The sequence below is a fragment of the Methylomonas sp. genome (genome assembly GCF_023228165.1).
Lineage (GTDB): Bacteria > Pseudomonadota > Gammaproteobacteria > Methylococcales > Methylomonadaceae > Methylomonas.
The window spans coordinates 1-21,773 of record NZ_JALOBS010000044.1 but is presented as its reverse complement, the minus strand read 5'-3'; the positions used below and the strand labels follow the sequence as shown (position 1 = coordinate 21,773).

Here is a 21,773-nt window from a genome sequence, read left to right as displayed (position 1 = left end):
AAGCCTGCCTATTATTTAGGAGTTAACATGAAAAACTGTCCACAATGCGGCCAGCCACGGCAAGGCGAAGCATATAAATGCCCGGCTTGCGATGTGTTTTATTCGCAACTCGATGAAATTTTGTTTGAAGAACAAGAACGCTTGGAACGAAATACCTTTAAAGGTGCCGTTAAACGCATCCGCGCGGCGGAAGACAGCAAGCAAGCACTGAAAAACGAGTTAACTACAGTTTGGCGCAATACGCCGTTAAAAACCAAAATTGTCTTTTGGACCGTCATTGCGTTTGTGTTTGTATTGGTCGTGCCGATTTTCTGACTTTGAAAAAACGCCTGAGCATTAGCCTTTAGCTTTACCCGAACCTTTGCAAGGTCTGGTCTTAACACATCATTTTTTTAAAAAATCCGGCTAATTTTAGGTACTAAAAAATAACAGATACCATGCTCGTTTTTCCGCAGAAAAGTCGCTTGTCTGATGTTGGTTCACTGGATCATGTGGTCCCATTTGTGGCCTCATTGGTGGATTAAATGAATCCAGCAAGGTAAATATTGTTTAAAATCCAAAAAAAACGAGAGCTTAGCTCTCGTTCTTAATCTTGGTGGTGGAGGCGGCGGGAATTGAACCCGCGTCCGCAAGCACTCCGCCACAAGCTCTACATGCTTATCCCGCGCTTTTGATTTAACTGTTGACTACCCGTCGGGCCAAGAGGATCAACAGCGATTTCGATTGGATTTAGCGCTTTAGGCTCCGAACTAAGCCCTGGCGCGATCTTATGTAATATGATCCCTGAGCGCCCCCGAAGAAGCTCCAGGCGCATAAGTACACCTGGTCAGAGAAGTGGTGCAGGTCTTACGCTGCTAAAGCCACTGAGTAGTTTTCGTCATTTGCGAATACTTTAGTTCAGTAGGTTTTACGAGCTGTACTGTGCTCGGCATGCACCTGAGGTTTTGCTACCCACGTCGAAGCCAGGTCGCCCCCAAGAGTCTTCATTCTATCCAATTCCGCAAAAAATTGTCATAACTATTTTTTGTATCAGCCTGATTTTTGCGATTTCAACAACGCATTGATATCAATGGAAAACTTCTGCCGGGCGATATCACCAATCACACCGGTATAGCTGCGCTGCAGGTATAAATCGACACCGCAAACCTTGGCGATCATGGAGCAACGCCCGGTAATAGCAAACGCTCGACCTTGTAAACGATAGGTCAAAGGCACGCAATCGTTGCGTAGAATCGGTCCGGCGACGATTAGATCAATCCGCTGATCAAACATTTCATAGCGCAAGTCATCTGGCAAAAGATGTAATGTGGCTAGCAGGATTTTGTCATCCTCGCCAATGCAACCGAAAATTCGGCAGCGGCAATCCTGCAAATCAGCCAACAAAGCCGTTGCTAAATCCCGCGGCTTCACCCACCCTTGCAGGGATTGGCAGAGCTTATCCAACCCGTGATACTGCTTCACGCCTGACTGTGGTATTGCGGGCTCAATTCGCGCACGGCATCCACCATGGCCTTGACGTGCTCGGGATTGATGTCCGGCAAAACACCGTGCCCCAGATTAAACACGTGCCCGGAACCTTGGCCGAAACCGTGCAAAACTTTAGCGACTTTTTCGCGTATCACTTCGGGTTGGGCATACAGGGTTATGGGATCCATATTGCCTTGCAACGCAACTTTATCGCCTACCCGGGCGCGGGCGCTACCGATATCGGTTTGCCAGTCCAACCCCAGCGCGTCGTATCCGGTATCCGCCATCGCTTCCAGCCACAATCCACCGCCTTTGGTGAATAAAATAGTTGGGATTTGCCGGCCATCGCGATCGGTGTTTAGCAATTGTCGAACTTGTTGCGCATAGCCCAAGGAAAATTCCAGATAATCGTCATGGCTAAGCATGCCGCCCCAGGTATCAAATACCATCACCGCATCCGCACCGGCGGCGATTTGGGCATTCAGATACGCGGCTACCGATTGCGCCAGTTTATCCAACATTTGATGCATGAGCAGCGGCTGTTCGAACATCATGCTTTTGACTTTTTGGAAGGACTTGCTGCTTTTACCTTCCACCATATAAGTCGCCAATGTCCATGGACTGCCGGAAAATCCGATCAGCGGCACACGGCCTTGCAGATTGGCTTTAATCAGCCTTACCGCGTCGATGACATAGCGCAATTCCGCTTCCGGATCGGGAACCGGTAATTTCGTCACATCGGCGGCGGTTCTGACAGGGCGGGCAAACTGCGGCCCTTCGCCTTCCGCAAACGATAGTCCTAGCCCCATGGCATCGGGTATGGTCAGAATATCGGAAAACAATATAGCCGCATCGAAATTGAATCTGTCCAGCGGTTGCAGCGTCACTTCGCAAGCCAACTCCGGATTCATGCACAATTGCATGAAACTGCCGGCTTTACTCCGCACCTCGCGGTACTCCGGCAAATAACGTCCGGCCTGACGCATCATCCAAACCGGAGTGCGTTCAACAGGTTGCTTTAACAGGGCGCGAATAAATAAATCGTTTTTTATTGGTGTCATTATTTTGAACGGAAAAAGATTGCTGCTTGAGAGACATCCACAGCAAAGCTAAAAATTAGTAATTACTTAATCTATCTAAATATCCCATCTCCCACCGGGAGAAGGTCAGGATGAAGGGATATAAATCAAACACTTACATTGCATTCGCCTCACCCCTTCCTTGAGGAGAGGGGGTTTATGTTTCGCGCCGCATCGTTCCAAAAAATTAAAACGATTAGCGCCGACTGGCTCTTTGCACCTGTTTAAAACGCTTGACCAAACCACTGTTAAACTCACCCGGCATGTCGGATTTATTATTCAATGCCTCGATCGAAGAAGCGAAGGAACCATAGATGATCACATATTTTTCCCGCCCCTCCTTGCCGATAGGATAATACTTTAGATCATCACGATAATCGGCGTATTTACCTAAAAAGCGCCTCACGGATGCCTTGCTGGAAAGCACCATGACTTGCACGGTGTAATTATTGGCGGGTTGCGCCATGATCCAATCGTGGTCGCCGTCACCGGATTCGGTGTTGGCCGTTTTAGGTAAATCGGGCTTTTGCACAGCCGCCGGCACCGACTTCTCGACAGGCTTGGCGGCAATGGTCGGCTGTATTTCCGTAGCCTTGAGGTCTTCCTGTTTGTCTTCAGGTTGCGGTGCTTCCGTTACGGCTGGCGCAGTCGACAGGCCGACTGCAATATCGGTCGGCTTGCCAGCCTCGCCCGATTCGATAGGCGGCACGGGAATAGTTTCCGAGGCGGGTTCTTGCAACGCTTCAGATTCGGCAATTACCTGTTCCTCGGGGACTTCCGGCAAGTTCGCCTTTATATTCAAGTTTTGGCCCAGCATGGATTCCGGCAGCAACTCGCCGGCTGGAGCGATGCTGTCTCTGACCTGAACTGTCTGCTCAAGCGCGGGCTGGGGCGCTGTAGCTAAGCTTTCATTCGGGAGCTGCGCCGGCCCGGTAGCAGTTTCAGAAACCACTCCACTCCAAAATGCCGCAGGCATGAAGGTTTTAACCGCAAAACCGGCCACGGCGACCACCATGATAATGCCGATCCACAAACCGACCCGACCATGCCGATGTTGATATTCCTTATACTTTGGCAGCTCGGCCTCTAACTTGCCCGGCACTCCATGGGTTTGCAGGTACATATCTTCCACCAGCGCATCGGTGATGGCGCTGAGCGAAAGCGGCGAACCCGGCTGGGCCGATAGATTTTGTAGATACTCTCGACATTGCTGCTGATTAAGCGGCGGCAACTCAATGAAATGGCAGGCGTCAATGGCACTATCCGCAGCAGCCTTGTCTTGCAGCTCGTCATTATTCATAGCCAGCACCAACCGCAGACCGGTCAGTGAATCGGCAAAATCAATTAATTCACCGATTAATCCCGGCACCAGCTCACCAGCATCGTCGATAATCAAAACAACTTTCTGCTTGTCGCAAAATGCCCGCAATGACGACAAATCAAAATTGACGCTGGCGTTACTGAGATTCAAAGAGCGGCTCAACTCACCGACCACGGACTCGAAACTCACCGCTCTCGAACCCGGCAACATGCAAATCGGCCAAGTATCCCGATGATTTTCCGCAAAGGTATGCAACAAGGTGGTTTTGCCTATGCCCTCCGGCCCGCAAACGATTAAGGATTGTTGCAAATTGGTTAACAGATGGACCAGCAAATCCAGCTTTTGCGAACGATCCACGGTAATCAAAGCCCGCTCGGCCTGCCTGGAATTCCCGACGATTTTCGGGCGTTTCTGGTAGCTGTAAGTCAATTCGTCGTTATCCAACATAGCCATTCAAGGTCGCTTGCAGCTGTTCCAAATCCACATTCACCGGCAGTGAGGCTTTACCCAGCTTTTCTAATAAAATAACGCGAATTTTACCGTCGATATTTTTCTTATCCACCGCCATCAAATCCACATACTGTTCGGTAGTCATATCCGCCGGCGGCGTAACGGGCAAATTGGCGGCTTTAAAAAGCGCCATGACCCGTTCAACATCGGCATCGTCCAGCCAACCCAAGCGGCGGGATAAATCCGCAGCAAAACAGCTACCAATCGCCACGGCCTCGCCGTGCAGATAATGCCCATATCCGCTGCCGGTTTCGATGGCGTGTCCAAATGTATGGCCCAGATTTAACGTGGCCCGCACGCCAGACTCGAACTCATCCTCGCCAACCACTTCCGCTTTATTGGCGCAGGAACGTTCAATGGCGTAAGCCAGTGCCGTTTTGTCGCGCGCGATTAAAAGCGGCATATTGGCTTCCAGCCATTGCAAGAATTCGGGGTCGCGAATCAAGCCGTATTTGATCACTTCCGCCAAGCCGGCCGATAATTGCCGATCGTCCAGTGTATCCAGCACGTCGGCATCGGCGATGACGCATTGCGGCTGATAAAACGCCCCTATCATATTCTTGCCTAACGGGTGATTAACACCGGTTTTGCCACCGACGGACGAATCTACCTGTGCCAGCAAGGTGGTCGGGATCTGAATAAAGGCAATACCGCGCTGATAACAGGCTGCCGCAAAGCCGCCCATATCGCCGATGACACCGCCGCCCAGGGCTATCAGCGTTGAGTTGCGGCTAAATTTTTTGGTTAGTAATTGATCGAAGATTTTTTCTAAATATTGCAGGGTTTTGTATTGTTCCCCATCGGGCAAAACCACCGTCTCCACTTGATAAGCGGACAATGTCGCTTGCACCGGAGCTAAATATAACGGCGCAATAGTTTCATTAGTGACGACAGCCACTTGTTTCGAGCGGATGTGCCGAGTCAAAAACGCCGACTGGGCCAACAATCCGGAACCGATATAAATCGGGTAACCACGGCTGTTATCTAATTCAACTTGCAATACTTTCATTGTGTTCCAACGCAGCCTGATATTGCTGCAAAATGGTTTTAACCACGGTTTTTCCAGGCAACGAACCGGAGTCGATCTTAAAATCCGCACACGCCATATATAATGGATCTCTGTCCGCCAATAGGCTTTGCAAGCGCTGACGGGGATTATCGGTACGCAGCAAAGGTCGCTGAGTATCGTGGCGGGTTCTGTATAAAATTTTATCGATGGAGCAATGCAAATAGACCACGAAACCGCTGGACTTTAAGGCTTCGCGATTTTCCGCCCTAATCACCGAACCGCCTCCGGTAGCCATTACAATGCCGGGTATGGCTGTCAATTGCCGAATGACGGCTTGCTCGCGCAGCCGAAAACCTTCTTCGCCTTCATACGAAAAAATGGTGGGGATGTCCACGCCCATGCAATCTTCGATGACTTTATCGCTATCGTAAAACGGCCGCTGCAAGGCTTTTGCCAATTGCTTACCGATGGTGGTTTTACCCACCCCCATCAAGCCGATCAGATAAATATTCTCCAATTTTTTCATCGAAAGCAGGTTAATGCATGGAAAGGCAGGCATTATGCCCACTTTTTATCCGGAATAAAATTAAATCTGGCCCGAGATAATCGCGATTAAGTTAAGAAAAAGCTCCCGCTCCAGCTGGAGCGGGTTGGCGCGAGGCGAATAAAAATAAGGCAAAAAGCTTAATTTGATCCCCTCATCCTACCCTTCTCCCGGCAGGAGAAGGGATTGTCGATCCTAAATTAATGGCCGTAATGTTCCGCGCGGGAACCCAGTCAGGGACATTTTACCGCTCCGGGTTTAAACGAATTATTTTTAGCCATACGCTACACAAACAACGCAGCAATTTGGCTCTGAATTTTTTCCGCCATGGCTTTACGGTCCGCCGCATCGCGAATCGGCCTGCCAACCACCAAATAATCGGCACCGTTTTGAATAGCCTGCTCGACACTGACGGCGCGTTTTTGATCGTCATCTTCGCGATTGTCCACGGGGCGAATACCCGGCGTAATCACCAACAATTTTTGTCCTAATTCTTCCCGAATCATCGACACCTCCAAACCGGACGACACAATGCCGTCACAACCGATTTGCAAGGCCCGCTTGGCGCGCGATAACACCAATTGTTTGACGTCGCATTGAAAGCCCAGGTCGTCCAAATCGCCACGATCCAGACTGGTCAACGCCGTTACCGCCAGCACTTTTAAATCGCCCTTGGCTTGCGCGGCGGCTTCCATAATCGAATCGTTGCCGTGTATGGTGGCCAAATCAACCCCTTTACTGCTTAAGGCTTTAATCGCCCGCCCGACCGTGGCGGGAATATCGAAAAACTTAAGATCGACAAATACTTTTTTATTGCGGGCCTTTAACCACTCGATAAAGGCAAAATAATCGCCGGACATGAATAACTCCATACCGACCTTATAAAAAACCACGGCATCACCCAGCTCTTCCACTAATGCCTGCGCTTCGGGAATACTGGGCACATCCAACGCCATGATCAATCGCTCGCGAACAGGAATGGGTTTGGTGGAAATGAATGTATCGCTCATGTAGCTGGTTCCAAATAGAAAATCATAGACTGCTCAAATTTTAGCCCATATCGACACGGCAAGTCCTTTATAAAAACCGGCGAATGAGCGATTCGCTCTTAGCCGCCTGAAACATAGTCGAGGACGTCCTGCAGATAGATTGCTTCGATAGCAGCTACATGACGGTCCGAAGTCAACGGTTTCATTATTGTCAGGGAATGCTTTGGCGCACCCCGACCTACAAACCAAACAGTTACAACGGCTTTAAAGGGAATCAGCGAAAATAGTGAAATAAGACAAACTAGTTTCCGGCGCAAACACTTCCGACCTGGCATCGTAACCTCGGCTTAAAACCGAAAAAACCATAAACCCTGCCAGTAAGGCGGACATTTTTAATAACTTATAAGACCTAAGCGGAAAATTAAATAAATACTCAACACCATAAGCCAGGCATAACAATTTAAATAAAAAATTAACCGGGAATGGCGTATCGGACAACAGTACCGCCGCCACGGCAAATAAAGAAATCAAAAGATCCTGCGTAGAAAAGGAAAAGACATTTCTGCGGGTAACCCGAATACCGACAAATATAACCACCATTAAAACTGTTAAATATGCAGCCACACTTATATCGATAAAAGGATTATTAAAGTGATCGGAGGTTAAAATAAATCCCGAGAATGTGGCCGTAATGTACACGCACAGCTTAATTATGGAATTTAATAACGGCCTTTTGAACAAAAACACCAACAAGGCCGATACCACCAAACTGGCCAAAAAAAACGGCTCGGACTCCGAAAACAATTTAAACGATTTATACATGGCCAAAATCATTACCCATAAATAAATCAGCAAACCGAATTCGATATACAGGCGGCAAGCCCAATACAACCAGTCAAACCGCCTCAGAACACCACGCCGGCGATCGGCCGGGTCTCTTTCCGGACGCACCAGCCAACCTGTTTTTGTCGCCCAAAAGAAAAACAGCAAAATGGCAGCACAAATCAACCCCCAAGTGCCTAAAACCGCCAGATCACTTTGGTAACGCAAAACGAAAGCGGCCAGCAAAAAAACCGATTGCAACGCATAAATACATGACACGGCTTCTGCGTGACTAAAACCGAGCGCCAATAAACGATGATGGATATGCCGTTTGTCGGGCGAAAAGGGCGATTTACCTATATAAATCCGTTGACTCATCACCATCAAAGTATCCAGCACCGGCAAGCCCAGCAACAATAACGGCAAGGCTGGGTTTAACGTGACGTACACCTTTTCAACCAGATAAATGCATAAAAAAGCCGCCATAAAACCGATAAATTGGCTACCCGTATCCCCCATAAATACCACGGCAGGATGGCTATTAAAACGTAAAAAGCCCAGAATGCCGCCGATGATCGCCAAGGCTATCAAAGCCAAATCCTTGCCGCCGACATAATCCGCAAAAAAAGCTACCGCCGCCAAAGTCATTAACATGATGCCGGCAGCCAGACCATCCAGACCGTCGGATAAATTAACCGCGTTAGTCACCCCCACCACAAAAATAAAACTCAATGGGTAGGTTATCCATAATGGCGCATCATCCAGGCCGAAAAAGGGCAAAAACCTTAAATAAATCCCTTGGTATATTACAAATATTACCGCGACAAATTGACCAAAAAACTTCCACTTATAATTCAGATTAAATATATCATCCAACAAGCCAAATAGAACAATAATAGCCCCACCGACCAGCAAGCTGCTAAAAGGCTGTTCCAGAGGAGCCAGAATTAAAATAGTGGTTAAAGTAGCAAAAGACAACCCTAAACCGCCGCAACGTGGAATAGCTTTGGTATGAACCTTGCGTTCATCAGGCTCGTCAAGCATACCCAAATATTTAGCCGATTTAATTAAAAACGGCATCAATAGCACACTAATTAAAGTCGAAAGGGTAAAACTTAAAAATAATTCCATTATATGATCCGGTAGCACCTACTGCTTAACTAGCCAATTTAAAAACCGGACCACCTATCCGGCACACACAAAAACCTGCTTTTCTTTCAATAATTTAAATACTACGGATATTAGGGCTTCAAAAACAGGAACTCGCCCTAAATTTTTCCACAAAAAAAGCACCCCGAGGCTATTGAAACCTCTACCATGTGCACAGAAAGGGATTTATCAGACCAACAAACTCAGAAACAATAGTCTCGAATCTAGCGTTAAATATAGGTAATCATTTAGCACAAAACACAACCAACCCTTTCGGCCATGCCATTAAGTTAACGACAGCCCCCTCTCCAACCCGAGGTAGTCGTAAAAGTAAAACAGCTGCTTCTCCCGGCAGGAGAAGGGGGAAATACCTTGCTCAACAGTTACAAATATAGCTCGTATTTCCGGTCCTTGTTGAATCTGTAGGCTTAATCCGTTTGAACGACCTGGGCTGGAACGACCTGTTTGCCGGGCAAATAATCCGGCAGCACCTTAACCATATCCCGCATAAACGCCTGTAGCCGCTGATCGGCCACATCAATATCCTGACCTTTGTCCAACGAAGTAACCAAGCGCACCAAAGCGCCATCGGTTCTATGCATAGTAATGGCGTCGTAAAACAAGTACCACTTCACTAAGTATTCGTTGGTAATCGAGCGGCCTCGCTGTTGAAACCAGTAATACACCAACTGCTTGTATTCGCCTTTTTCTATCACCGCACGGTTAATCTTTAAGGGACTACCTTGCACCTGCATATCAGGAAACTCCCGCTGCCCAAAACTGGTAATCTGCCAACCGTCACCGGGTATACAGCTGCGCGGCGAATGCACCGAAGCGCCCTTGCGTTGCGACTCGTAATAAGCGGAATAAAAATTCACCGAGCTTTGCGCATCCGCAGCCACATAATTGGCGACGATGTAGTCGGTCAACTTCAAGGTATCCAGATATTTTTGCTCGATAGACTCGCGCTGACCTTGCCAAGCACCCAATTGCAAAGGAAAGTTAAAAAAGGCTTTTCGTTGAGGAATAATCTCTTCACCTCCACGCAAAAACTGCCCGCCTACCCCCACCGCAACAATCAAGGCCAACACCGCAAACACCGATTTATTCAAATGCAATTCCATTTGCGCGCTTTTACCAGCCGAAAACCATTCATCCGGCAGCTGCACCAATTCGGAAAAAGCGATTTTTTTGCCGCTGAAACGAGAAAACACCCACATCTCGATAAACAGCAACACCATACATAACAAAAACACCGCCCACCCTTCGAAATCGTGCAAAAAGCCTTCCGCCATTTCGGTACCCCAGCTATTCACCAGAATACCGATTACACCGATACGAAAACTATTCATAAAAATAGTCAACGGCACGGATGACATGAAAATCAAAATCTTTTGCCAGACCGGGCCTTTAAACAAATACGCACACAAAAACGATAAACTGGCTAAAGGAAATAAATAACGCAGCCCACTGCAAGCTTCCACCACCTGCAGTTTATAACCACCCAAATCGATAACATTGCCTTCCAGATACACCATAATGTCGCAGGCGCGAATAAATTCCACCCCCAACCACGACGAAATCAACTGCAATTTGGACGACAGGTTATTAATAATGAACTGCGGAAACGGCACCATAAAAAGCAGGAATACCAGCGGTACCCAGGCCGTCTTCAAACCTTCCTTACCGAACGCAGCGGCAAATATGCCGGTTACAGCCAGGATAAACGCGTAGTGCTGAATGGTGCGTATGGTTGCCAAGCCGCCTAACAAAAACAACAGCAAGCCCAACAACAAAATTACCAGACCTAATATCGACGACTTGAAATCCTGCGTGAACCGAAGATCGTTACGCTGTACCCAGATCAAATAAATACTGATAACCGGGATGAAAAAGCCATGACTGTATTCCTCGCTACCCATCCAGATATTCCCCATTTCCATGAGGCTTTCATGAAACACAAGGCCAAGCAGTAACAATGCCAACCCCCACAACGCGGCAATATAAGACGTCGGGCTGGATGAGATTAAAGTAGTGTCTTGAGAGTCCATGTACAAAAATTAAGTTAAGTCCATACAAGCTCCGCAAATAACGGAACAACCAAATTATCAGCTCGGGATTTTTGACCTTCAGCAATCCGCATGCCGAAGCAGGCAGCCATTATAAGGAAGTAACCCTGAATTTCAGTGCGGCGATTTGTCTCACGCACCCAATCGAGTAATACATATTGCCATTTACGGATTACAGCAATATTTAAAAAACCGCGGCGGTTGCTTAAGGAGGCTCTCAACAAGTTGATTCCGTCATGGTTCGACAAGCTCTCGGCAATCGCGCCTAGGTCGTTTAAAGCACTTGCGGTTGGCGCCTCTATCCTGCACCCATACAGTCCCCGCAAACGGAATCAACAACCTGCCAGCCTGCCGAATCACTTAATCAGAGCTTCCGTAATTTACGACCACAATCACTTGGCGATCAGGCCTATACGATGTTCAAGCGCAGCATCAGTGTCAACGGATGCAGCGGCGACTCCTGAAAGCCATAGTGCTGGTAAAACAGTTTTGCCCGCTCATGGAGAGCATGGACGATCAACGCGCGAACCCCGGTGTTATGCGATACGGTGACGGCGCGATTCACGGCATCTTGCAGCATGGCCGCCCCCAATTTGACGCCCTGCGCCCGGCTGTCTACCGCTAACCTGCCAAGCACCATAACCGGAATTGGATCGGGCATATTGCGGCGAACCACACTTGTCGCCAGTTGGCGAGAAACCGCGCCTGCAGCCATGGCATAATACCCGTATACACGTCGTTCTTCATCAGCCACCACAAAGGTTCTACTGGCTCCGTTGAATTGGTTGCTCATTGCACGGCGTTTGAGCCAGTCGTCTAGGGCGTGTTCGCCGCATTCAAAATCATTCAACAGGTGCCCGACTGCAAGCGGCTGAGGCGCGGATAGCGCCGAAATCATGAGTTATTACTTTCCCAGGGGGCCTTAACCGCCATCAGTCGCGCCAGACCAACATTGGGCTCCGGCGGCGCATCAAGCATTGCGGCAAATTTTTGGAACTTATCCGCATCCAGACCGAAGAAGACTTGATCCAGTAACACCGACTGGGCGCGCTCACAAGCGGCTTCCAGCATAAAATCCGAACGGTTTTTGCCTAGCAGGTTGGCGGCATGATCAATGAGGTCGCGCTGCTCCGGCAAGGCGCGTAGATTGATAGCTGCTGCACGCATAGCAGCCTCCATATGTAGTTACAACAGATAGGCAAAGGGTAGCGCCGTGTGTAGCTGTTGTCAACACAGTGCTAGCAGCGATTTTGTCCGCGCGGGCCGCAAAAAATAGCCGAATCGTAGGAAACAAGACCATTTCTGAGCAATGCTTGTTTATCACATCGCGTTGGCAAGCCGGAACGGCCGGGCGCCATGCCTCGATATTTCAGGATATGCTGATAGATAAATACGACTACCTAATTGTTCGACTCATCATAGCAAAAGGGTCTGCCGGATTTAATTACAAAATCAAGTTAATTCCATACAAGCCCCGCAAATAACGGAACAGCCTAATTGCGAGCTCGTAATTTTATACATTGAGCAATCCGCATGCCGAAGCAGGCAATCATTATAAATAAGTAATACCGCATAACAATGAGGCAATTTATCTCAAAAGTATAATAGAACGAACTATACTGCCATTCTTCGGTTACAACAATATATAAAAAAGCTACACCGGCGGCTTATAAATCAGCACCCGATCTATCGTTCACTTAGCAAGCAGGGAAAAACTCACCATCTATCGTTATCCAAGGGTTTTGGTTTACACCCCCATCTACCAGAACAATTGTCGAGATTAAATAAAATACAAACAACTTTATTATGACTATATGAAACGATATATATTAATGATTAATTCTCCCTAATAATATACCTTGACTTCCCCCTATCACTTAAAATTTCGCAACACTGCTCAACATCAACTCTGAGTTTGTTTTTAGTCAATAAAATTAAATTATCTTTTACAATATTAACTTGTTTTTCCCATAATGCATATGAAGTATTTGGTACAACTTTCAAAGTTATATCGAAGTTTTTATGCTGAATTAATTGGAAAGCTTTAATTGCCTCTGGATAAGGATCAAATATTGTTGTAAGAAACGAACAATCAATTTTACCTATATTAGGCACTATTATTACATCACCTTCTCTTCCTTTTACTTCATCAATTAATGGCAAATTACAACCACATCCGCATTTCGTATCAATAAATTTTGTTCTATCACCCAATTCATATCTAATCAAAGGGAAATGGTAGTTTAACAAATCAGTTATTATGATATCGCCTTCGCCATTATAATCAGTATTTAAAATCTCCAAATACCTGCCTTCAGCATTTACATGCAAATATTTTCGCTGTTTACATTGTGCAGCTATCCATGGAATTTCGCTACTACCATATTCATTATATAAAGGCGCCTTAAAAACCCTTTCAATAACTTCGCGCTGAAATTTTGTAATCGGTGCACTCGTAACCCAAATTGCTTTTGGACTAAAAATATCAACTTTATTTTTTTCTATATACAAACAAAGCTCATAAACAGCGCCTATATATCCCTGAATAAGACTAGGCTTTAATTTATTAATATTTTTTGCAAATAATTCAAATTTTTTATCATCAAGGAATGAAGCATCTAAACGAATTTTTTTAACTGGCCACCAAGCCAGCACATTTATAAAATTCTTTAGCTTTCCCTTGCGAGTCATTCGCCATATAAAAGCTCCATTATCCCATGGAACCAACCCCCACCATGATAAATACCTCCAGGCAAAAGCCTCAAGAGGCAATTTTTTATCAGAAAAATAAGTCATCGGGGCTCCGGTTGATCCACCGGTTACGCCTTTCCCTAAATTATTATGGTTTGGTTTGACAGTTAAAATGTCAAACAGATTATCTTTTACTTCTTGCTTGGTAAGTATTGGGATTTTTATAATATCTTCTTTAGTTTTTATTGATTCCAGATCAAGCCCTGCTTCAGTGTATTTTTTATAAAAAAAAGGGCTATATTCAAACGCATGTTTGAATATATGAACGAATTTACGGAATGATTGCTCGTCGATAATATTACGATTTGAATTAGATGAGCATTTTAAGTCATTAAAAAAAAATACAGCCCTTGGTTTATAAAAAATATATTTAATATAAAATATATATTTTTTCATCATTTAATCCTCTTCAAAAAACATTAGACATATTAAATTTACCAAATCGACATAAATAAGTAAAAAAATTTCATATTTTATGAAAATCCATATATAAGCCGGCCTGCAGAACATTGAAATAACGAAGTATATAAAGGTACAAAAATCAAACCCATCTAAAACCAAGGCTTTTCCGACCTTCAACGGCTGCCTGTTGAACTACAGACTGCTGCTAAGAACACAATTGATTATCAGTCGGTTATAAGCCATTTTCATTGACGCCATCCCAGATATAAACTAAAGCTTTTGGTTTAGCGAACGATTTTTGAATCCGATATAGTCTGCTTCCGGTTCTATTGTGCTTGAATAGCGAATACGAATAGCGCGTGTAATGGGTTGCCATTAAGTAATGCCTGTCACCTGATTATAAAGATGCTTAAGCACAATCACAGAAAACATCGTTCCGACAGGGATTGCCGGAATCCAGACTGCTTGGATAGCTCGAAGCTAATCGTCCATGGCACTGGATGCTCGCATCCCTGCGATGCATAACGGACTTTTAATTTAGCTGACTAATCTTTCTAATCAGGAACTGTCATAACTCCTATCTAGTCTTACGTGTTAATTTTCTTTAATCACCATCACGTCTTTTTTCATGCCAATCCAATACGCTGTCTCCAATATTTTAGAATCCACCAAACAGTGGCACCAGCGAACCCTCATCAAATAACAATCAGGCATTATTTAGTTATATGTGAAAAAAAAAGTTTTGAGTATAAGAATTTTACACCAAACAAATACTCAGACAGCTTGATTCTATCAAAAATAAATGATGCAAATACACAGCCAGTCAAGGTTATAAATAAAACCACAACCGAATTTATAACGCCTGTTTCATCAACAATTAACAATTTGTGACCAATCGGCTTCATTGATACAATAAAAATGGCATGAAGAACCAATACAATAAGTGTATTGCGCCCAAACCACGCGATAATCTGAACCCCTAATGTATTTTGAAGTTTATTACCTATTCCCGCCATTAAAGCAGTTATACTCAAACACCAAGCAATTTGCACAAATGTAAATGAAAACAACTCTGGCTCAGCTAAAACTAGCAAGGCGACAATCATACATCCTGCCACACCCAATGAACCTGGTAGTTTCCCCGTAAACTTCGAAAACACCGTTCCAATGAAAAAATAGAAAACCGTTCGAAGCTTAATTAACTCATAATCGCAAAGTATTGCTAATAAGAAAATTACAACACTAAAAAACATAGCATCATCGAGTTTAAATCGAATTGAAAACAATTTTGCAACTAAAAAGCTCAGGTGTATAAGAATAAGCGAATGAATAAACCAATATGCCCCACGAGGATGTATAAATATTATATTCAAAGAATCCATAAATGAATTTGGCGGCAGGTTCGACGTGTGGACACCAATCGTTTGAATAAGTGTTAAACCAACGAGATAAAGAGAAATAAAAACGATATATGGGATAATTAAACGGCGGAAAACCACTTTAAATTCACTAAACACATCATCTTTAACTCTAAAAAAAAAACCTGATACGATGAGAAATATTGGCATATGGAATGTATATATCACTTGCACACATTGTTTCTGCAACATGGCCAATGAGCCAACGTGGTTTGTGTGCCCGTAAACCATTAATATAATAGCAATACCCTTAATCCAATCAGGTACTATTTGCCTAACCTTCATCATCCCACCTTACAACAAACCAAATATCTGTAATTGAATAGTGCATCGTTAAAAACACTAAGTTTTACAAACCATACGACAAAGTTCAAGTTACCCACTTGAGAGTAAGAAAACATCTCAATTTATTAAAAATCAAAGCGCTAATCTTAATTTGGCTTTTAAAATAGCTTTAATTATCGCTGGTTCTTGCTCGTCGCCAATCCATATTTCAGCTTCAAGCATTTTCAAATCCACCAAACAACGATACCAGCAGCCTTGCATAAAGTGAAAGGCGAAGCCTTTTACACCATCAAGAAAACCCAACTTTAAAAAATAGCGGTATAAAAAATACAACAGCGGTCGTACAAACATGGGCAATTTTGCATAAACCGTTGTTTTTAACCAACGTTTAACTTTAGCTTGACCGTGAGCCTGTTGCGTCATGACATCATCGCTAAACATGAAACCGTATTTTAAATTTAACAAATCCAACATTTCTCGTGTGGCGTAGCCATTGTGCTTTTCAATCCACCAGCTGACATTATTCAAATTATCATCAACAATATTTCCTTGCAGCCGACAGGAGCGTCCCCATTCCAACACAATATGTTCATCCATCCAACGCTGCTCGATGCGCCCGCTACCTCGCCGGAACAAGCGCAGCACTTCGATCGGATACATTGCACCATGTCGCATCCATCGCCCTAAAAATATATATTTACGCCGGACAAAAAAACCGCAAACCTCTTCATCGGCCTGGGACAAAGCTTTGACAATTTCCCGCTTTAAGTTAGCTTCGACATATTCATCGGCGTCGATGCGAAACACCCATTCCGTATCGATACTCGCGTTATCTAAAGCCCATTGAAATTGGTTTGCATAATTTAACCAAGGGTTCTGTAAAAATTTTGCACCCAAATTTTCAGCAATTATCTTGGTATCATCAGTAGAATAACTATCAACCACAACTATATTGCTACAAAAATCCCGCACACTTTCAATGCATCGTTTAATATGTTGACTTTCGTTAAAGGTAAGAATAATGGCTGTTATATCTGTTTTCATTTAAATGGCGTCTTTTAAAATACGTTTTTTGATGAATTTAGCGGGGTTACCACCCACTACGGACCATGCATCCACGTCTTTAAACACGGCTGACCGGGCGCCAATTACCGCACCTACTCCGATCTTCACACCAGGTCCAACAAAAGACTCTGAACAAATCCATGCGTGATCGGCCACTTCAATTGGCGCGTGTGTTAATGGCTTGGATAACAACGTAATATCATGCGAGGCTGTACAAATAAACGAACGCTGACTGACAGTCACATTAGATCCTAATTTGATTTTATCGACCGAATATATATCTACTTTATTGGCAATACAGGTAAAATCACCAATTTCTAGATTCCAGGGTGCCCAAATGAAACACCCGGGATCTATCTTACAACCAAAGCCAATTTTTGCACCGAATAACCTTAAAAGTAAAACTCGCCACTTCCAAAAAAAAATGCGCGGCGTCCAATAATACAATAATGTATAAACTATATACCAAGCGAGGCGAATAAAGCGTAACTTCCTGCTGATACTATCTACATAAATTCTTTGATTAGCCATAACTATTCAATTAAATATACGTCGTTTAAACTTAAGAATTATCCGTGAAACTCGACTCATTAAAGAACGAAAAAATGAATTTCGTAATTCCAAAAAGCGTAATTTTTTAACCAGTGGCTCCATTGTATTAAGATATAGATCATAATTATTAGCCACTAACGCATCTTTAAATGCTTGTCTGGATATTTTCGCTACTTGAATTCTAGCGTCGTAAATATTTTTTCTAGCCCTGGAAACATCAAACTCACCTGGTTTAACGCGCTTCTCAGGCACCCAGCGCCCCTCCGCTTTGGATTTTTCTAATCGATAAGACAAACCTTCGCGACGATGGCGAAAGCCGCCCGACTGAGACTGGGCGGCCTCCTCCGCTAATACCTTATTTAAAAACAACCGCCCTTCATTCTGCGCATTAGCCACTACTTTACTAATATGCGAGTTTCGGATAATAAGTAAGTTTGTTCCGCCCGAGTCTACTTCATATTTAGAAATCCAAGCATCGCCAATCGTTATATCAGCGGTTTCTCCAACAACATCATCGCAATAATCGCAAGCATTTAGCATAAGTGCCCCAGCATTAAATTTTCCGCCAACAATCGATGCGGAATTTTTAATTAATGGCGAATCATTTTTAGGCGTTGCAGTAAATACATAAGCCCTGGCCGGAATATCCGGGCCTTTTGTCCTATATTGAAAGCCGCCTAAATCGCGGGGATGAATACCGGCACCCCAAGCTAAAGACAAGGTCCAATGCACGCTTTTTAAATGGCCACAAATTAGCGAGGCAACATATTTAATACGCTCTGCAATAAGGGGATCTACGCGTTGCAATCGTCTAACAGCTTTACTGAAACAAGGAACGCCAATAAATAAATATCGCCCCGGCGATTCTCTAACTAAATTCATAACTTCCGATATTTCAACGACGTGATAACGGGTTTTTGCACCAGCATTGACTTCCTCAACTGTACGGCTAATAGCATAAGCAAAATACGGCTCGCCATCTGCCCTCTCAGTGACGGGCTTTACATGAATAACGCCATCAATTTCACCTAATCGAAATAATTCAGCGCCGAGCCATGTCCCCATACCTCCTGATGTGCCATTTTCCCTATAAGAGCCTTCCTGAACAAAACCGGCATAAATCGAATGATAAAAGCCAATTTGAGAGTCGAATTTGCAATCCGACCCAAACAACGGGCGCGCTAGTTCATGTTCATTCAATTCTGGAGATAAAAAAGGACAAACAGTAGATAACTCTGAGCTTAAATGATCGATGTTATCTTTCGCTATACCCAAATCAGGAACGAACTCTCCATATGAATTTAAATTCATTCTAGTACTCAAGGTTGCAGCGCAAGCTCCACACCCGGAACAATAGCCGCCATCAACAACACCTTGTAGTTGACTTAGATCATTAACTTTAATCATAATAAAAGGCAAATATTTAATTAAAAAAGAAGCTCAACTAGTATTTTATTATTTCCTTATCGATAAACTCCAACGCCTCTCCACGCCATTCTGAAATTTTGTGATTAACTTCACCCCAGTCTATATTTTCATAAAGAAGTTTGTTTGCATTTTCTATGGACAAATCAGTTAACAATCTATGCTCCAAACCGAGACGTTTCAACAAGCCTATTGCGCGTGCGTTTAAACCGCTTTTCTTCCCCGCCAACCCTATCGTAATAAATGGCTTATTAAATAAAATGCTAAATACCGTACCATGAAAAGAATTGGTTACCACAAAATCGGCATATTTTATATAGCCCAACCATTCCTCCGGTCCGGGATATATGGTTTCGCCGATAACTTTCCAGCGTCGCATAGGATTATGCGGTACCAGAATATCCAGCGACAACTTATGGGCAATATGCGCCTGAATTTCCATAATCCCTTCTCCGCTTCTCAAGACATATGAAAACATATACGGCTTCTGTCTACCGGGAGCATGAACGATAGGCGTGTAATCGGTTAATAGTATAGTTGGATCGGGCATCCAATATACATCACGCCCGGACAGTTTATGCGCCAACTCAACGCCGGACTTTTCTCTCACCGATAACACGTCAAAATCGTTTAGTAACTCGCCCACCTCATGATGATAGATTTCATCCAAAACATCCTTACCAAAACTCGGAGCATAAGCAACCCGCCTAACCTGATCACTACCGAAACTCAAAAAATAAGCAGGATCTACTCCAAATTGTTCCGATGGATTCCAGATTTGATCACTGCCGCAAACATATACATCATAATTGGGCGCGGAAGACTTTAGATCATGAATACTTTTATATACGTTCCCTGTTACATGCAAATGTTTATTTCGAAACGAACAAAACTTTCTATTTAAACCGTAATCATTTTGAAAAAATGAATATATACTTATTAGTTTTTGATAAATTGTAACTAAATTAGCTCTTATATTTTTCCTATTGTTCGGCAGCTTAAAGCTACCACCTTTTACCACATAATCAGGATGATAATCTATAATATTCGCATCAACACCAAGATCACGTAATCCCTTAACAAGTGCATATGCCTGAATTACTGCTCCATAATTTATAGCAAAATGAAACGTAACAATCCCTACTTTTTTCATAAAAATCTTACCAGTAATTATTCCGTGTAAATAAAACTCGGCTTAACCATTTTATTATTTAGCCAAAGATAAGTCGAAAGCATGTTCTTAGATATTTCAACCCAAGAAAAATCATTTTCCATCCATAATCTGCCATTTAAGCCCATTTTATATAATACTTGGGGAGCTAAGATCAATGCATGATTCAAAGTTGTCACAAGTTCATCTACAGTATTATTAATCCACCACCCACAATTGTTTTCGACAACGCCTTGCCAAGGCGCTCCTTTAGTCACTATGACCGGTATTCCATGAGCTAGGGCCTCAGCAACAACAACGCCAAAATTTTCATTATGGGTAGGCAATATAAAAAGATTAGCATTATTATAGAACTGCTCTTTAGCATTACCATATAAAGGGGCTACATACCTTGCACGTGAACCGGGAGTTTCGTCTATTTTCGCTTTAATACTATTAATATAGTCAATATCACCTGGGCCACATATCTCCAACTCCCAATCAGGATGAGATTGATAAACTCTTGCCCACGCATCTAATAATAATTCAATTCCTTTTTTGGGATGAACTCTACTAATAAATATTAATTTTCTTTTATTACTGTTTAAATTTTTATTCGACTGCCCGCTAGGCAAATCAATACCATTAGGCACAATACAAATAGGTCCTTTATATCCAAACTCTCGAACATCTTCATATTCACTTTCGGCAGTAACATGAATGCAATCCGCATTAAGAATTGCTTTATATTGACCTAAATAACCAATTATACTTTTTTTAAATTTTGACCTACTTAATGACCATTTTGCTAGCATGCCTCTCGGGGACAAAATATATTTGGCACCTGTTACTTTTGCAACTTTATAAGAATAAAGATTTGGCATTAACCAAAGACCATGCGTATGAATTATATCGCTTGCTTTCACTGTGCGTAAAAGATCTGCTTTCATAGCAACAGAAGCACCCAATTTAGCTGGGAAATTCCGTTTATGCACAATAACATCAAAATTATATTTTCGATTAGCAACATCACAACTTAACGTATGTAATTCAATATTAATTCCTAAATCGCGTAAACCGCTACACAGTGAAGGAACTGTATACGATGGACCACCAGAAGCTTTATTAATCCCGGCTATAGTATGATATATCTTCATTTAACTCTAATCTCGCTTTTATGTGTGACGGTACACAACATCATAATAATCCAGTAAATCATTCCCATAGCATTTGTAGCAAAAAAAACATACTCTCCAATATTTATAAAAATGGATGCAAAAAACATGCACAGCCAACTCGGGGCTGTATTTTTTAACACCAATCTAATTATTGAATACATCATTAATAAAAAAGGCATCACCCCTAATATTCCAACTTCTTCTAGTAATGCGGTTGGTAAAAACCCTTTTTCTACTGCCGCAGAAATTGGTACTCCCATAAAATATTGAATACTTTTAGCCGGAACTGATCCCGCGTAAACCCCAAAACCATTTCCAATAATGGGACTAGCCAAGAAATTTTCCCATTGCGATGACAGACCACCCGATCTCGAGGACATCGCCTCATCAAGGCCACTAGACTCCCTCTTAAAGATAAAATCATGAGCAACATCTAATAACGAAGGATATAGGCCAATTACGATAGCAATAATAAATATTGCAAAAATTGATTTCAAAACAAAAGACCCTTGACTTCTGATTTTATGCCGGATTATAGGGAGTTTAACAACAAATACAGTCGCCATAAAACTTAAAAAAACCGCAACA

General features: G+C 43.5%; 20 protein-coding genes and 1 other RNA gene. 1 reads left to right on the top strand and 20 read right to left on the bottom strand.

The genetic code is table 11. The features are described from left to right. Positions 1 to 27: 27 nt before the first annotated feature. Positions 28 to 315 (top strand): hypothetical protein, encoded by a 288-nt coding sequence (locus M0R33_RS21985; protein WP_292574111.1) that lies wholly within the window; start codon positions 28 to 30, stop codon positions 313 to 315. A 281-nt stretch (positions 316 to 596) separates the two neighbouring features. Here the strand turns inward: M0R33_RS21985 and ssrA are convergent. From ssrA to M0R33_RS21885, 20 genes are all read right to left on the bottom strand, one after another. Continuing rightward, positions 597 to 975: a transfer-messenger RNA gene (gene ssrA, locus M0R33_RS21980) on the bottom strand. Between the two features lie 54 nt (positions 976 to 1,029). Continuing rightward, the gene (locus M0R33_RS21975) at positions 1,030 to 1,461 is read right to left on the bottom strand and encodes a hypothetical protein (protein WP_292574110.1); all 432 of its coding nucleotides are present in this window, start codon (positions 1,459 to 1,461) and stop codon (positions 1,030 to 1,032) included. Beyond that, the gene (hemE, locus tag M0R33_RS21970; protein ID WP_292574109.1) at positions 1,458 to 2,528 is read right to left on the bottom strand and encodes a uroporphyrinogen decarboxylase; all 1,071 of its coding nucleotides are present in this window, start codon (positions 2,526 to 2,528) and stop codon (positions 1,458 to 1,460) included. The genes M0R33_RS21975 and hemE overlap by 4 nt, the downstream gene beginning before the upstream one ends. A 214-nt stretch (positions 2,529 to 2,742) precedes the next feature. Further along, on the bottom strand, positions 2,743 to 4,320 hold the full coding sequence (locus M0R33_RS21965) for an AAA family ATPase (protein WP_292574108.1): 1,578 nt from the start codon (positions 4,318 to 4,320) through the stop codon (positions 2,743 to 2,745). Further along, positions 4,304 to 5,386 carry a 3-dehydroquinate synthase gene (gene aroB, locus M0R33_RS21960; RefSeq protein ID WP_292574107.1) on the bottom strand — a complete coding sequence of 361 codons (1,083 nt, stop codon included), beginning with the start codon at positions 5,384 to 5,386 and terminating at the stop codon, positions 4,304 to 4,306. The genes M0R33_RS21965 and aroB overlap by 17 nt, the downstream gene beginning before the upstream one ends. After that, positions 5,367 to 5,912 carry a shikimate kinase gene (locus tag M0R33_RS21955; protein ID WP_292574106.1) on the bottom strand — a complete coding sequence of 182 codons (546 nt, stop codon included), beginning with the start codon at positions 5,910 to 5,912 and terminating at the stop codon, positions 5,367 to 5,369. The genes aroB and M0R33_RS21955 overlap by 20 nt, the downstream gene beginning before the upstream one ends. Before the next feature lie 302 nt (positions 5,913 to 6,214). Next, positions 6,215 to 6,940, bottom strand: coding sequence for an orotidine-5'-phosphate decarboxylase (gene pyrF / locus M0R33_RS21950; protein WP_292574105.1), 726 nt, complete (start codon positions 6,938 to 6,940; stop codon positions 6,215 to 6,217). 243 nt (positions 6,941 to 7,183) lie between these two features. Next, on the bottom strand, positions 7,184 to 8,872 hold the full coding sequence (locus tag M0R33_RS21945; RefSeq protein ID WP_292574104.1) for an MraY family glycosyltransferase: 1,689 nt from the start codon (positions 8,870 to 8,872) through the stop codon (positions 7,184 to 7,186). A gap of 446 nt (positions 8,873 to 9,318) precedes the next feature. Next, complete coding sequence (gene xrtD / locus M0R33_RS21940) at positions 9,319 to 10,941, bottom strand: VPLPA-CTERM-specific exosortase XrtD (protein ID WP_292574103.1); 1,623 nt, start codon at positions 10,939 to 10,941, stop codon at positions 9,319 to 9,321. Positions 10,942 to 10,955: 14 nt separating this feature from the next. Beyond that, positions 10,956 to 11,183, bottom strand: a complete 228-nt coding sequence (locus tag M0R33_RS21935) for a hypothetical protein (RefSeq protein WP_292574102.1) — start codon at positions 11,181 to 11,183, stop codon at positions 10,956 to 10,958. A gap of 185 nt (positions 11,184 to 11,368) precedes the next feature. Next, positions 11,369 to 11,857 carry a GNAT family N-acetyltransferase gene (locus M0R33_RS21930; protein ID WP_366044506.1) on the bottom strand — a complete coding sequence of 163 codons (489 nt, stop codon included), beginning with the start codon at positions 11,855 to 11,857 and terminating at the stop codon, positions 11,369 to 11,371. Next, positions 11,854 to 12,126, bottom strand: coding sequence for a DUF1778 domain-containing protein (locus M0R33_RS21925; protein ID WP_292574101.1), 273 nt, complete (start codon positions 12,124 to 12,126; stop codon positions 11,854 to 11,856). The genes M0R33_RS21930 and M0R33_RS21925 overlap by 4 nt, the downstream gene beginning before the upstream one ends. A 669-nt stretch (positions 12,127 to 12,795) precedes the next feature. Further along, the gene (locus tag M0R33_RS21920; protein ID WP_292574100.1) at positions 12,796 to 14,106 is read right to left on the bottom strand and encodes a hypothetical protein; all 1,311 of its coding nucleotides are present in this window, start codon (positions 14,104 to 14,106) and stop codon (positions 12,796 to 12,798) included. Positions 14,107 to 14,825: 719 nt separating this feature from the next. Next, entirely contained in the window at positions 14,826 to 15,815 is a 990-nt protein-coding gene (locus tag M0R33_RS21915) for an acyltransferase family protein (RefSeq protein WP_292574099.1), read from the bottom strand. Positions 15,816 to 15,947: 132 nt separating this feature from the next. Beyond that, on the bottom strand, positions 15,948 to 16,859 hold the full coding sequence (locus M0R33_RS21910) for a glycosyltransferase family 2 protein (protein WP_292574098.1): 912 nt from the start codon (positions 16,857 to 16,859) through the stop codon (positions 15,948 to 15,950). Then, entirely contained in the window at positions 16,860 to 17,411 is a 552-nt protein-coding gene (locus M0R33_RS21905) for a putative colanic acid biosynthesis acetyltransferase (protein ID WP_292574097.1), read from the bottom strand. A 6-nt stretch (positions 17,412 to 17,417) separates the two neighbouring features. Continuing rightward, complete coding sequence (locus tag M0R33_RS21900) at positions 17,418 to 18,839, bottom strand: Coenzyme F420 hydrogenase/dehydrogenase, beta subunit C-terminal domain (protein ID WP_292574096.1); 1,422 nt, start codon at positions 18,837 to 18,839, stop codon at positions 17,418 to 17,420. Between the two features lie 37 nt (positions 18,840 to 18,876). After that, positions 18,877 to 20,010, bottom strand: coding sequence for a polysaccharide pyruvyl transferase family protein (locus M0R33_RS21895; protein WP_292574095.1), 1,134 nt, complete (start codon positions 20,008 to 20,010; stop codon positions 18,877 to 18,879). A gap of 17 nt (positions 20,011 to 20,027) precedes the next feature. Continuing rightward, a complete protein-coding gene (locus tag M0R33_RS21890) occupies positions 20,028 to 21,164 on the bottom strand; it encodes a glycosyltransferase (RefSeq protein WP_292574094.1) in 1,137 nt (378 codons plus the stop codon). Then, on the bottom strand, positions 21,161 to 21,773 hold a 613-nt coding region (locus M0R33_RS21885; RefSeq protein ID WP_292574093.1), incomplete at its 5' end, for a hypothetical protein. The genes M0R33_RS21890 and M0R33_RS21885, both read right to left, overlap by 4 nt.